Annotated in this window: 14 protein-coding genes; 3 read left to right on the top strand and 11 right to left on the bottom strand. The window is 45.1% G+C overall.

Annotation, left to right across the window (positions count from 1 at the left end):
• The coding region (locus tag GF309_05875) for a DEAD/DEAH box helicase (GenBank protein MBD3158302.1) at positions 1–1815 on the bottom strand (1815 nt) is incomplete at its 3' end.
• A gap of 121 nt (positions 1816–1936) precedes the next feature.
• Here GF309_05875 and GF309_05870 point away from each other — a divergent pair.
• Positions 1937–2335: a DUF552 domain-containing protein gene (locus GF309_05870; protein MBD3158301.1), complete on the top strand. Its 399-nt coding sequence runs from the start codon at positions 1937–1939 to the stop codon at positions 2333–2335.
• A 36-nt stretch (positions 2336–2371) separates the two neighbouring features.
• On the opposite strand, the gene GF309_05865 is transcribed toward GF309_05870, so the two are convergent.
• The 10 genes from GF309_05865 to GF309_05820 form a co-directional block, all read right to left on the bottom strand.
• Positions 2372–4282 (bottom strand): beta-CASP ribonuclease aCPSF1, encoded by a 1911-nt coding sequence (locus GF309_05865; GenBank protein ID MBD3158300.1) that lies wholly within the window; start codon positions 4280–4282, stop codon positions 2372–2374.
• Positions 4283–4405: 123 nt separating this feature from the next.
• Positions 4406–5053: an archaeal proteasome endopeptidase complex subunit beta gene (gene psmB, locus GF309_05860; GenBank protein ID MBD3158299.1), complete on the bottom strand. Its 648-nt coding sequence runs from the start codon at positions 5051–5053 to the stop codon at positions 4406–4408.
• A gap of 144 nt (positions 5054–5197) precedes the next feature.
• Positions 5198–5992, bottom strand: a complete 795-nt coding sequence (locus tag GF309_05855) for a peptidylprolyl isomerase (protein MBD3158298.1) — start codon at positions 5990–5992, stop codon at positions 5198–5200.
• A gap of 71 nt (positions 5993–6063) precedes the next feature.
• Positions 6064–6651, bottom strand: a complete 588-nt coding sequence (locus GF309_05850; protein MBD3158297.1) for a methyltransferase — start codon at positions 6649–6651, stop codon at positions 6064–6066.
• A gap of 6 nt (positions 6652–6657) precedes the next feature.
• Positions 6658–7524 carry a ribosomal RNA small subunit methyltransferase A gene (gene rsmA, locus GF309_05845; GenBank protein ID MBD3158296.1) on the bottom strand — a complete coding sequence of 289 codons (867 nt, stop codon included), beginning with the start codon at positions 7522–7524 and terminating at the stop codon, positions 6658–6660.
• A gap of 25 nt (positions 7525–7549) precedes the next feature.
• Positions 7550–8122 (bottom strand): DUF655 domain-containing protein, encoded by a 573-nt coding sequence (locus GF309_05840; protein MBD3158295.1) that lies wholly within the window; start codon positions 8120–8122, stop codon positions 7550–7552.
• A gap of 109 nt (positions 8123–8231) precedes the next feature.
• A complete protein-coding gene (locus GF309_05835) occupies positions 8232–8567 on the bottom strand; it encodes a hypothetical protein (GenBank protein MBD3158294.1) in 336 nt (111 codons plus the stop codon).
• A 10-nt stretch (positions 8568–8577) separates the two neighbouring features.
• Positions 8578–8874 (bottom strand): 50S ribosomal protein L21e, encoded by a 297-nt coding sequence (locus tag GF309_05830; protein ID MBD3158293.1) that lies wholly within the window; start codon positions 8872–8874, stop codon positions 8578–8580.
• A 94-nt stretch (positions 8875–8968) separates the two neighbouring features.
• Positions 8969–10339, bottom strand: coding sequence for a tRNA pseudouridine(54/55) synthase Pus10 (locus GF309_05825; protein MBD3158292.1), 1371 nt, complete (start codon positions 10337–10339; stop codon positions 8969–8971).
• A 58-nt stretch (positions 10340–10397) separates the two neighbouring features.
• Positions 10398–11654 (bottom strand): geranylgeranyl reductase family protein, encoded by a 1257-nt coding sequence (locus GF309_05820; protein MBD3158291.1) that lies wholly within the window; start codon positions 11652–11654, stop codon positions 10398–10400.
• Between the two features lie 39 nt (positions 11655–11693).
• Here GF309_05820 and GF309_05815 point away from each other — a divergent pair, with 39 nt between their 5' ends.
• Entirely contained in the window at positions 11694–12053 is a 360-nt protein-coding gene (locus GF309_05815) for a peptidyl-tRNA hydrolase (protein ID MBD3158290.1), read from the top strand.
• 10 nt (positions 12054–12063) lie between these two features.
• Positions 12064–12489 (top strand): tRNA pseudouridine(13) synthase TruD (gene truD / locus GF309_05810; GenBank protein ID MBD3158289.1); only part of this gene is annotated, 426 nt, incomplete at its 3' end.

Below are 12489 nucleotides of genomic sequence, written 5' to 3'. Positions count from 1 at the left end.
ATCGAATCTTTGCTCCATCGTGTCAAGATAATCTTCATTCAGGAAATACTTGAGAGTCCGTTTTACTAATGAGAGGAACTCGTGTCGGATGTCCTGTTTTGTAAATTCCAGAAGATTCATGGCAGACATAGCAATGAGGCCGAGCATGAGCGACGGATACATTTCAGAAGGTTCGATTTGCTCTAGAGGCGTCAACAACAGTTTCCATCGTAAGCTTTCTTGATCCTCCAACTCCTTTGTTGGCTCTTCATGAACGAGATACACGACCCCGCCGTCCTCAACAAGGTGGTATTCACCTATTCTGCCGGCAATCTGCAAGTATTGTGGTCTAGATGCGATGTAAAATGTAGATTTATCGAACACGATGATAATCACATCAATGGGGAAACTCATGCCGGCAGTGATACCGGTTGTTGATACTATTGTTCGAACTTCTCTCTCCTTTATACTCCGTTCCAGTCTCCATCTAATATCTGAAGCAAGACCCGCGTGATGGAACGCAATACCCTTTGCAAGCACTTCTTTGAGCCGTTGAGCAATTGGCATCTTCTTGTCTTTACCAACTATCATATCGACTATTTCAGATTGAATCTCCCTAGGATATCCGTTAGCCAGTCTGGTGGCGATTCGCTCTGTTCTTTCCCTCGAGCCAACCACAATTAGAATTGATTCCTCTTTGTATTCCTCTGCATATTCCAGTATTCCTTCTATATTATCTTCACATTTTACATTCCACTGCTGTGAGCTGTCGCTGCTTTCTATACTAAGAAACTCACCATCTCTGCTGGCAATGAATTCCTCTGGCCTGACAACTCTATCAGGGTGAAAAACTGCAGCTTCTATCCATTTTGCTGATTTCTGAGTACCCCCAAACCTTGCAGAAAGTGTAACTAGATTGGCTTGATTTCTGAGAATCGCGATGAGACAATCTAGCCTGGTACTACGATCGTTTCCGAGATACCGCGCTCGAAGGGTTCGCTGTCCCCCATCAAGCTCCGTAAGCTCATCAATTACCGCCAGATCGAGATCCTTTGTCCATAGCTGGTTTGCCATGATTGCTGAGAGGAACGACTCGTAGATAGCAATAACAAGATTCGCATCATCTAATTGCTGACTGGATGGCCTGGTAGTTCCATCCAACCTCACGACGTCAATTCCCATCTGCTTGAAAAGCACACCATATTCATCAATAATCTGGCGAAGCAGAGACGTATAGGGTGCGAGGTAGACACATTTTGCTCCCTTCCGAATCCGGGAAAGTAGCAGGATGATTGCCAAGAAGGTCTTTCCAGCTCCAGGCCCCATCTGGATAATCATATTTCCTGGCAGTTCTTCCACTTCCTCGAGGAATTCTCGTTGACCGGGAAGGAGCCCGAGGAAGTTCTTGTGTTTGAGTAGTTTTTCAGCTGTTTCTTGTAATGTAGTAGTTGCACCCAGGGATCCTTCCATTGCCTGTAACGCTGAAAGAGCCAGTCGACCTTCTCTAGTAATGCGAAAGGCACGATTCTTCTTGCGTCTTTCACCCTCCTCAAGAACTAGCCCCTCGTCGACGAGTTTGCCCATTGTTTCATACAATGTACCTCCCGACGTTATTCTTGCCCTTTTCTTTTCGTATTGTACTTGTGCCTTGGTTTTTTCTTCATACGATGTGTCAGGCCGTGGGTATCCCTGCAGTTGAAGGATTCCCTCTGCCAAATCGTCCCAGCCCAAGCTGTGAACCACGCCGCCCTCTTTTGGGCTTAGCACCTGCAAGATTCGGATTGCATATCGGTTGCTAAGGACCTTGAGTTTTTCCTGCAGAGATTCAACTTCCATGGTAGTCAACTACCATAAGTACAAACCTGAGTATAAGAATTCTGCAAAAAAAGCCGGGCGATAATACACGCCCTTTTCTTTGTGTATTGAATTATCAGTCTCGATTCTGAGGTGTAGTTGAATGAAGCTCCCTTTCGGGCTTGGTCGGAAAAAAGATGAAGAGGACAAAGAGTCAGACGAGAAAACCCATTCCAATCTCGGTCTCTTCTCACCTGCTCATGCAGTCCAACAAGAAGATCCAGCGAGAGACTGCAAGAAACTAGCAGAATTGGAACAGATTTTCATACGCTCACGAAAGTTGACATCCCTGGAAGAAGACGTACCCTTCGTCGTAAATCAAGTTCGTGATGGCAGTATTGTTCTACTGGATATATCACGAATGCATAACAATGGCCAGGGAAAGCTCGAGCTCAAAAGAATAGTTGAGCGCATACGCGGACAGACAAGAGGTTATGATGCAGATATTGCTCTTGTCAATGATGATTGTGTAATCGTGACACCCTCTTTTGTGAAATTCTAGGCCAGTTGGATGTAGGGGACAAATAGCACCTATCTGCTATGTCAACTTGATACTCTCTGCAACCATAAGCGCTTTTGTTTCTATGTTCAGTGCTTTATGCACTGTTGATGCCAAGTTGATACATTTTGATGCTTCCCCGTGGCAGGTCAAGACACGCTCTGGTCGTGGATTGCATCGCTTCACAAAATTGAGAATCTGTTTTCTGTCTGAATGACCTGAGAAGCCTTCTACGGTAGTTACTTCTAGGTTCACAGGCACGACTTGTGTGTTACCCTCTCTATTTCGCATGTTGATTTCTTTCCACCCCTTTTGAATTCGCCTACCGAGCGTTCCCTCTGCCTGATAGCTCACAAACACGAGTGTATTCTTCTCCTCTGCTGCGAGCAGTCGGAGGTAATCAACACTGGGACCACCAGCAAGCATTCCCGAAGTTGCCATGATGACGCAAGGTTCTCCTTCAACGATTTCTTCTCGTTCGTCTGGGTTATCAACTTGTACAAAGATATCACTCAGGAATGGATTAACACCTTGATGGAAAATTTTCTCCCGGATTTTCTTGCTGAGGGCTTCTGGATGAGTTGTATGAATGGCTGTTGCTTGGGCAATCATTCCTTCTATATATATCGGTATTCTCGGTATTCTATTCTTGCTCACTAGGTCCTCGATGACAATCATCATCTCCTGGGCCCTGCCAACGGCCAACACTGGAATCAAAACCTTGCCGCCTCTATCGATTGTCTTCTTGATGATTGAAGCGAGTTTCCGTTCCACTTCCTGTCTCGGTGGCATCTTATCTGTTGGGTGGCCGTAGGTGCTTTCCATAATGAGCGTTTCCAAGCGTGGGAAGGTAAATGAAGCTGGTTCCAGCAACCGAGTCCTCCCGAACTTGAAGTCGCCTGTGTAAGCAAGATTGTATTGCCCATCGCCAATATGAAGATGAACAATAGCGGAACCAAGGATGTGTCCCGCATTGTGTAGTGTAAGCCGAACATCCGGAGCGATATCAGTGACTTCTCCGTATCCGAGCGTTATCGTGTGAAGTATAGCTTCCTTCACGTCTCTATCCCTATATGGTCGCAGTTTCCCTTCTCTTTCGGCCACATCCAAATAATCCAGCTGCAATAGTGTTGCTAGATGGAGTGTTGGTTTGGTCATGTAAACGGGCCCTCGATATCCGTACTTGAACAAGAATGGGACCATTCCACAGTGATCCAAGTGAGCGTGGGTCACTATGACTGCATCTAACTCATCAATGCTGAATTCAGGCATATCCAGTCTTGGAAAGGCCTTCTTTGGTGTGCCAACATTTACACCACATTCGAGCAGAATGCTGCTTTCAGATGTTTGAAGCAGCATAGACTGTCTGCCTACCTCTCGGAACCCTCCGAGTGCGGTAAGTCGTATCCATCCGTTATCAACAAGAGTATCCCGATGAATTCTCTTTCCGATATCTCTGAAAATCTTGTTGCGCTGGTCAGCTTCTGATTGAATAATATATCTGATTTGCTTAATCAGCTTGCTCTCGATTGGAGGTGTTCGCATAACATTAGGACGCCAGAATGTCTTTCTGGTAATCTCTCTTAGCGTACTACCACTTCTTCCGATAACCAGTCCTGGTTTCTGCGCCTCGATAAGAACTTCACCGCATGAATCATCAAAATCGATACTGGTGATTTCTGCATCTTCAGGTACGAGATCTCTAACCGTATTTTCGGCTTCATCATGTGGAAGCCTTACTTCAGGAGCGGACCTGACTACGATGCGTTTTCTCATCTTGCGTGCTAGAGATTTGATTATGTTTCCGTCATCCAGAAGAATCTTGGGAGCTTTACTGTATATTGCAATTTCAGGACCTTCGTATTCGACGGAGTCTATAACCGCTGATCGAGGTAGTTCCTCTAGTACCCGTTCACGGATATCACGGTCATTGTTGTTATTTTTGCCCATTCTAAAGTCACTTCACAATTCGAGTGGTAATACTGCATGCTCTAGCTATCCAAGGTATAGAGAGCACCCCAGAACCGAAAAGGTACTGGAGCTAGGAGTTAATATCCGGATTTACGCAAGTTCCTATTTAGGTTTCCAGATCTTTTTGATCTTGTCCTGTGGAACTTCTTGATAGCCGTCCTTGTCAATCACACTTGCAAGGATAGCATTCCCGCTGGCTGCGTCTCTTTCGATTGCAGCGCCTATTGCACGAACGCCTAGTTCTATGGCTTTGTTCTTCGTAAGCCCTTCTTCATACTCCGATTCCAAAACACCAAAGGCTACCGGCGAACCGGATCCTGTGGCGGTGTAATCATCTGAAAGGATGGCACCAACAAAGTCATTGTAGTAAACCTGTGGACCATCACTGTCATATCCTCCAACTATGCATTGTAGAACATATAGACCCCTACCCTGAAACATTATGTTGCTCAACAGACGTGCGAGTGATTTGACTCGCATGGGCCTCCCTCGCTGGATTTCGAAAAGTTTTGATTCAGCCTGCAACAGGTCAATTATAGACTGTGCATCTGCTACTGATCCGGCGATTGTGGCACCAATCCTATCTGTTATCTTGTGGATTTTCTTTGCTGTCTTGCTCGCCACCAGATAGCCCATTGTGGCTCTCTGATCGCTAGCCAAAACGGCTGCATCTTTTCCGACTAAGCCAACAGTGGTAGTACCAGTTTTCAGGGATTCTGGTTCTTTCGGGGGCTGTCTATGTTCTTGCATTTTGTAATTATCTCCCTAACAAGACTAGGCCTTGGAGAACTAGTGACGATTAACGCGTTTAGATTTCACTATTAAAACCTTTTTCTCGTGGTACTCCAGGTTGTACTGGATGAATTGCGGTACCCCGGTTCATCTCTTTTACGCCTACTCTTCGTTTTCTTCATCTTCTTGTGTTTCTTTTTCCTCTTTAAGTTCTTCAGGCCGCTCATAGGTGATGACTATTTTGACCTCTTCAGCTTCCTCAATTACCTTCAAAGTATCTCTGGCTATGCCAATTTCTGCATACTGTACATTTTCAATGTATCTGGATTCCTTTGGCAACTCAATAAACACTGTTCCCCCCTCTATGCGAGCATCGTATTTGTCTTCGGGTAAACCGGGAATTCGTCTTTTGATGACGGCGTTGATCTTGTCTATTTCGCCAGAAACAATACCTTTTACCGTCACGTCAAAGACAAGCGTTTTTCCGGCCAATGGGCTGTTGAAATCTACACGCACTCGTCTACCAAGGACATTCGTTATTATGCCCTTTTGCCTTCCAACTTCTACTCTTGCACCTTTCCTAGGACTCACGCCTTGCTTCTGAAGTTGGCGTTTTGAGACCAATTTGATTTTGTCTGGGTCTCGCGGTCCAGCGGCATCTTCGGGTGGAACCTCAACAGTCTTGGATTCTCCTACCTCCATCCCTACGAGTTCTTCCTCTAGTGCTGGTAATAACCAGTTTTTCCCAATTGCCACGAGCATCGGCTTGTAGCTCTCTTCATCGTTATAGATGCCTTCTTCTTTTGCGACATCTTCAAGGGTCAGGTCGAAGATTTCGCCATCTTCCTTGGTCCTACCCACATAGTCCACGTATACGAGCCCGTTTTCTTCTACGATTTCAGCTTCATCTTTTTTCGTGGATTTTTTCTCATCTTCCTTGTCTGACATACCTGACATACCTCTATAGCCGTCTGAGCTACTCTTCTGTCCGAACTAACCTATCAATAAAACGGTTGTCTTGTATGATATTAAATCAAAGTTATCTTCAATAGAAGGAGTTCTTCAAAGAACATACGCTTTCGCTTGATTACTTCGTATTGTAGGTCCAGCTCTCCTATGTATCTCAACAGTCCATCTACATCCGCAATTGATGAAGCAATAGTATAGACCGTATCCCCCTCACCGATTCTCTGTTTTGCTTGCTTCAGAAATCCGGTGGTGAGTTCTATTCCACTTTCACCACCAATAAGTGCATTATCTAGAGCAGTTCTCTCGGCATCCTGGGGAAGATAAGGCGGGTTGAAAACTATCACCGAAAAATCACGCGCCCTTTTAAGGGGAGATAGTAAATCCGCCTGCAAGAGACTCCAATTGCATTTTTCGGCATTAGCCTTCAGGTTCCGTTTTGTATTCCTCAAAGCAAGCTGGGATATATCGGTTGCTACAACTCTCGAAGCAACCCGAGCAATTGCAGTTGTTACAACTCCGGAACCACAACCGATTTCCAGAACAGAATCAGAATCATCAATTTCGATGGAATCAATGAGCAAGTATGAATCCTCAGCTGGAGCGTAAACCCCCTCATATACAACAATATCAAGATCCGCGCCTTCCAAATGTAATCACTCTTCTGGCCCTTCAAGTATTCCCTCATCTATCCTATTTGTAAGAATATCTGAAAGCGCTATCAGTTCTTCAAGGGTGATAGATCTTAATCTTCTAGTTTCGTCAATTTCTGGTTCAACTTCAGCTAACATCGTTCCTGCTAATGTTGGATTCTCCCCAAGGTTCTGCAACCACATTTTGAGAGCTTTGCCAACCTGCTTCTTGGGGAACAAATAGATACCTCGTAGTAACCACTTGAAGACAACATAGTCCTTAGCCTTCACTTCTCTGCTTTGAGGAGTGATTCTAACAATCGCAGAATCAACAGCTGGAACCGGATAGAATTTCTCAGCTGGAACCGTTTCGAGGTATTCAACTTCTGCATGATATTGAACATTAAGAGTAAGTCTTGAAAATGCTCTGTTTGATGGTTCTGCGTCCAATCTCTCAGCAAATTCCTTTTGAAACATCAGTACTGCTTCGTCTATCTCCATTTCCTCTAGTATTCGAAAGATGGTCTTCGAGGATATATTGTACGGTAGATTTGAGACAATCTTGTTGGCTGGAGGCAAGTCTATCTCTAGGAAGTTTCCATGGATGATGTGTACTTCCTTATAGTTCTTCAATGCGTCTCGAAGCGCTTTGACCAATCCCCTTTCAATCTCCACTACCCAGGTCTCTCCCGCTGCTTTTGCAATCCAACGGGTTATCGTACCCAATCCCCCTCCAATCTCAAGAACACGATCGTCTCTATTCAAATGGGCTGCATTGACCATGGAATTGGCCACTCTACTATCCTTCAAGAAATTCTGGCCTGCTTTGCGACTGGGTCTGACCCCATATTTCCGTAATCGGGATTTGATTCTTTGTTCAGACAAAAACACTCACCCATACACAAGAAATAGAGCCCTATTCTCGGACAGGAGGTCTAACGAAAAGCCAGCGCTTAACATCCCCTTCTAGCTCTTCGATGATTCGTTCTTTGATTGCTTTCTTTGCACTTTGGAGCTTAGTTCGTTCAGCTATATCATCGAAGCTCTTGAACGGTTCTTTTTTCCGCTCTTCGATTATTGCCCACATCAATGCTTGACCGACCCCGGGCAAAAGCTGCAGGGAGTGTAGTCTTGTAGTAATCGGGTTCGCTTGGTTGTACCATTTCACGAACTTCGATTCATGCTTGGTTACAATGATTTCGACAACAAGAGGGAGTTGTGATTTGCTTTCAGCTGTCAAATCCTCATAGGAGATTCTCCTCTTGACATGATCAATCTTGCTTCTTGCTCCTTTCTTAAGTGAAATACGTTCTCCCGTACCAAAGTTCGCGTTGCGTCGTGGAACCATCTCTAGAAGGGTGAAATACGTCTCACCCAATCCTTGTACTACTGGTGCACTATCTCTGGAATCTCGACGAAAACCCTGCGGTTGCGCAACTGCTAAGACATACGTGTGACTCTCGTATTTCTTTGGTCGTGTATCTTCCATAGCAGTTCCATCCAATTCGTAACGTGGTGCACCAAGCAGCACTGCAGCAACTATCAATAAAAGTCAATCGGGCAACGCTTCATCTGAAGGATAACCGCTTCTATAGCGCTTACTTCCGTTTCTTCTTCACATAATCAACAATTTCAATCATTTCTTCCTCGGTAAGACCTGTATAATGTCTTCCGAGGATACTGCGGAGTTCTTCCAAGGAAGTAGGTGCTATATTAGCCATCTGTACAGCCGTAGGCCTATCGATTTCATATTTTTCTTGCATTCTTTTGATGAAATCGCGGGCTACTGCAGGGGCCATCTTGGAGAAGAGTTTAGCATGCTCCATAGTTATGGTTTGTTGGAACGATAATTCCCCCTGTTTCTTTCTTTTTCTCAGAATTTTCTTAACCTGCGGCAGCGATATTTCACGCCTATCTGTAACTTCCCTCGGCATTTGTAATCCCTCAGCTCTTTGATGGTCTCAGATGTTCAGGTCGAACAATGAGCGTCTTTTCCTTTTTCCCTAGGTTGACTTTAACAACAATTCCCCTACCTCTTTTCTCGATAACTTCACCAGTACGTCCGTGGTATCTGTAATGTGGCATCCCCTTGTGTACTGCAGGATCGATGATGATGTCAACTCTCTGGCCCACTTCATAGTCAATCAAAACCTGACTAACGGGTTGCTGACCCTTCTCTCTCACTTTTTTTGTCATCAGCTTTCGTGTTCTTCTGCGAAATCCATGGCTCTTTTTGACCATCGTTATCATCTCGTTGTTGGACTTAATCTCGGATTTCTGGATATGACCACATCTGATTACCCGAGGCCCACCAAGGGGCTTTTCAGTTCCTGACTTAAGGATTATGGTCTGCAGGCAGGCCGTATATTGCAACAACATTGAGCTTCTCACAGGTGCACATTGTTCCCAGCTCTTCGGTTAGGGAGGGTTTTGTTCTGCCATCATCGCCCGAAATCAGCTCCTTGACATATGTCCCGCCTTGAACCTTGAAGAAGCCTCTCAACTTCTTTTTTCCTGTTTTCTCGAGCTTCACTTCATATATTTGCTTCTTTCTGACCAAATCGCTTCTTCTATGAGCTACTCGGTTCGGAGTTCTTTGCTCAATCGTGATATCGGAGAGATTCTTCCCTGCTTCGGCTACCAAGTTCTCTTCTATCTCTGTGTTGGTTTCAATCAGCGCTTCATACTCTTTGATATTCTCTGATGCTTCCGATTTCAGTTTCTGAACAGTATCTTTGTCTGATGGCTCTAAATCTGTAACCTCAACCTTGCCTTCCGCGGTGCTGTTGATTTTTTCTCGCAACGAATCTAGGTCAAGATGTCGCTTTCGAGGTTCTGATACTTCAACAACAAAGGGTCGTCCTGTACCAAGCATCAATGCATCGATATCTTCCCGTCCGGCGGCATGGAACTTGAAGTCAGATCCCTTGGCTGCTTTTTGCGTTGGAATCCCAATATACTCGGAAATAGAATCCGGGTATTTTCTTCCCGTTCCGTCGCATTTCTCACAACCCTTCCCACGACAGTCTGAGCAATCCCATCTACTCTGTGGTATCCCCCTCTGTAATTTCCTATATCTTCCCTTTATGAATAGAGGGTTGATCTGAAGGCGAAAGGTTTCGTCGGCCATTTCGTAGATGAAGACAATGTCGGGACGTTCGAATTCCACCTCTTTCCTCGTTTCCTCATAGATACTCTTCCCGAGCTCTCGATTGAAATCGGATTTCAGTGGTTCTCCATGGAGAAGATTGTGCTTAGCTCTGATTTCATCCTGCCTTTCAACAAGTTTTGGAATTGGTACACAACCAACCAGATATGTATCGAACTCGATTTGGTCTTTGATATCTCCGACTTCATCTGTTATTTCTGGGATGCGGGAGAAAATTGATTCCCCCTCGATTGTGCATAGATAACAATCATCAGCTGATTCATATTCTAAGTCGTTGTCCTGTGCTAGCGACATAGCAGGCCGAAACATTCCATTCTGCGCCAGTATTCGTACTATCTCGTATCCTTTCTTGTTCTCCCCAGTTCGGATGAGTTCATCCGCCTCCATAGATAGGAGGAGCTTGATTGCATTCCCCCGCTGTTCATTATCACTATCCGTGCTCAACCAAGCGAATTGTCTGCCCAAACAGCGATTGCATATGGGTATATCTTCCAAGACCATGAACGCAGTCTTCAGAACTTTCCCATATTCTATCATTTTTGTGCCATCCTGAAACGGTCAGCTGCTTGATAAACACATAAAGCTGTGCAATCAACTAATAGAACGGCTGGATATAGCGAATCACACCGAATAACCTGAGGGCAATACGTGGATTCTTCAGAAGTTGGGTGATTACTTTTGATTGTCTATCCATATCACCATGTTGTTCAATGGTGTCAATTAATCCGTACTCATTCACCTTTCTGAAAAGGAAATTGAGCCCTTGATTTGACAGAAGTGAAATCATTTTCTGAGCAGCATACATTGCAAAGAAATCTTTCAACAGCTGCTTCTTCCAGAAGTACTCGTATCTCTTCAGGTACTGGGCTGATGTTTCCTCTTTAGATAATGCTCCAACTATGACTTTCCCTGCAATCTTTGCTGCTTTTCCTCCCATAATCACTCCTCCCCCTGTGGTAGCTTTCACCATCCCTGCAGCATCACCGACAACAAGTATCCTATCATCATAGGTTCTTGAAATGGGAGTTCCAACTAGCACAACTCCACCCATTTTGCGGTCTATCGTCCCCTCACCGATTCTATTGCTGAGTATGGGGTGATGCTGAATAGCCCAGGTAAGCCGTTTTCGCACATGACTTCGAGCTGCCATTCCCACTCTGGCGCGGTCCTTTCCAAGAGGAATGCACCATGCGAAGAAACCCGGTGCTAACCTCCGCCCGTAATACATCTCAACGTGTTCGGAATCCAGATTCACGTTTCGGAACTCGTACTGGAAAGCTGGAAGCTTGGAAGATTGCTTGACAGTAGGAAGTCCTACAGCTCCTGAAAAACGCCCAATTGCACCCTCTGCATTCACTATGATTCGTGCCTTGATTTCTCTGGCCTTTCCATTCTCCCGACATGAAACGATAGAATGATTGCCCTCATGCAATGTGGCATCAATAGCCTTGGTATTCGTGAGAATCATAGCACCAGAATTTTCTGCACGTTCTGCCAACCATGAATCGAATGCTCGCCTGTCTACAACTAATGCTTCTCTTCTTCCTCTGCTAATTGTCAGTTTGCTTCCATTTGGTGCGTACATCCTTGCCCCGTTGACGTTGTTCTGGATAACATAATGAGGTGGAGCCAAGCCAAGGGAATTGAGACCCGTTGTACTAAGCAATCCAGCACAATGATCTGGCACACCGATACGTGGATGCTCCTCCAGAACCAATACGTCATATCCACTGCGCGCGACCTCTCTGGCTGTGATGAGACCTGCTGGTCCTGCACCAACCACTACAACATCGGCTTTCAATGGAACAACCTGTGAAAGAGGTGATATGAAACCCTTTTTTAACTGTACCAATCGCTTTTCATATCATTATCCTTGAGAAGGGTACGGAAAATGAGTGACCAATACAAGCAGGTTATGGCGGTTCGGACAGATTTGGGCATGAGCGTGGGAAAAATTGCAGTTCAGACTGCACATGGTGCAGTTAGTGCATCTGAAGCTGCTCGCAAGAAGAGTCCGAAAGCTTGGGAAGCTTGGCTGAATAGTGGTCAAAAGAAAATAACTGTGCAAGTGGATTCGATGGATGCTTTGATAGACCTCAAGAATCAAGCAAGTAGTTACAATATCCCCCATTATCTTGTTCGCGATGCAGGAATGACACAGCTATCGCCAGGTACTGCAACTGTATTGGGAATCGGTCCCGGACCAAATCACGAAATCGATAAGATCACCGGTTCTCTGAAGCTACTTTGAGTGATTATCTATGCAGCCAGCGCTTCCTTTTGAACAGAGGCTTGGCATGCGATTCTATTCTACTGATTCTCCTGGCACTGGGGGTAAACTGAAAGAACGTTATGAAGACTTCATTGTAGAAGAAATCAACATGGAGAAGGAAGTGATCGAAGTACAACCTTTCCGTGATGAGGCTGTTCCGCAGAAACCGGCATTAGTTTCTGGAGAAAAGGATCGTTTCATTTGTTTTACGATGCAGAAAATCGGTCTTGGCACTACTGATGTTGCTCGAATACTTGCTTCTTCTCTTAGTCTGCCGTGGCAGATGGTCTCCTATGCTGGCCTGAAGGATAAACGTGCAATAACTGCACAAGCTATGTCGATACCTGCTTCTTCTGCAGAGGATTTATCTGAAATCGAGCTTCATAATATTGAACTTCGCGATTTTGAGTACTGT

The organism is Candidatus Lokiarchaeota archaeon (assembly GCA_014730275.1).
Classification (GTDB): domain Archaea; phylum Asgardarchaeota; class Thorarchaeia; order Thorarchaeales; family Thorarchaeaceae; genus WJIL01.
Note: the sequence above shows the minus strand (reverse complement) of the source record. Positions and strands in the feature narration are given on the sequence as shown.

What these genes read in the sequence shown, in the direction of transcription:
- GF309_05835 (MBD3158294.1), bottom strand. Translation starts at nt 8,567, where the DNA reads ATGCCGAGGGAAGTTACAGATAGGCGTGAAATATCGCTGCCGCAGGTT.
- GF309_05840 (MBD3158295.1), bottom strand. Translation starts at nt 8,122, where the DNA reads ATGGAAGATACACGACCAAAGAAATACGAGAGTCACACGTATGTCTTA.
- GF309_05825 (MBD3158292.1), bottom strand. Translation starts at nt 10,339, where the DNA reads ATGATAGAATATGGGAAAGTTCTGAAGACTGCGTTCATGGTCTTGGAA.
- psmB (MBD3158299.1), bottom strand. Translation starts at nt 5,053, where the DNA reads ATGCAAGAACATAGACAGCCCCCGAAAGAACCAGAATCCCTGAAAACT.
- GF309_05830 (MBD3158293.1), bottom strand. Translation starts at nt 8,874, where the DNA reads ATGGTCAAAAAGAGCCATGGATTTCGCAGAAGAACACGAAAGCTGATG.
- GF309_05855 (MBD3158298.1), bottom strand. Translation starts at nt 5,992, where the DNA reads ATGTCAGGTATGTCAGACAAGGAAGATGAGAAAAAATCCACGAAAAAA.
- GF309_05865 (MBD3158300.1), bottom strand. Translation starts at nt 4,282, where the DNA reads ATGGGCAAAAATAACAACAATGACCGTGATATCCGTGAACGGGTACTA.
- GF309_05870 (MBD3158301.1), top strand. Translation starts at nt 1,937, where the DNA reads ATGAAGCTCCCTTTCGGGCTTGGTCGGAAAAAAGATGAAGAGGACAAA.
- GF309_05815 (MBD3158290.1), top strand. Translation starts at nt 11,694, where the DNA reads ATGAGTGACCAATACAAGCAGGTTATGGCGGTTCGGACAGATTTGGGC.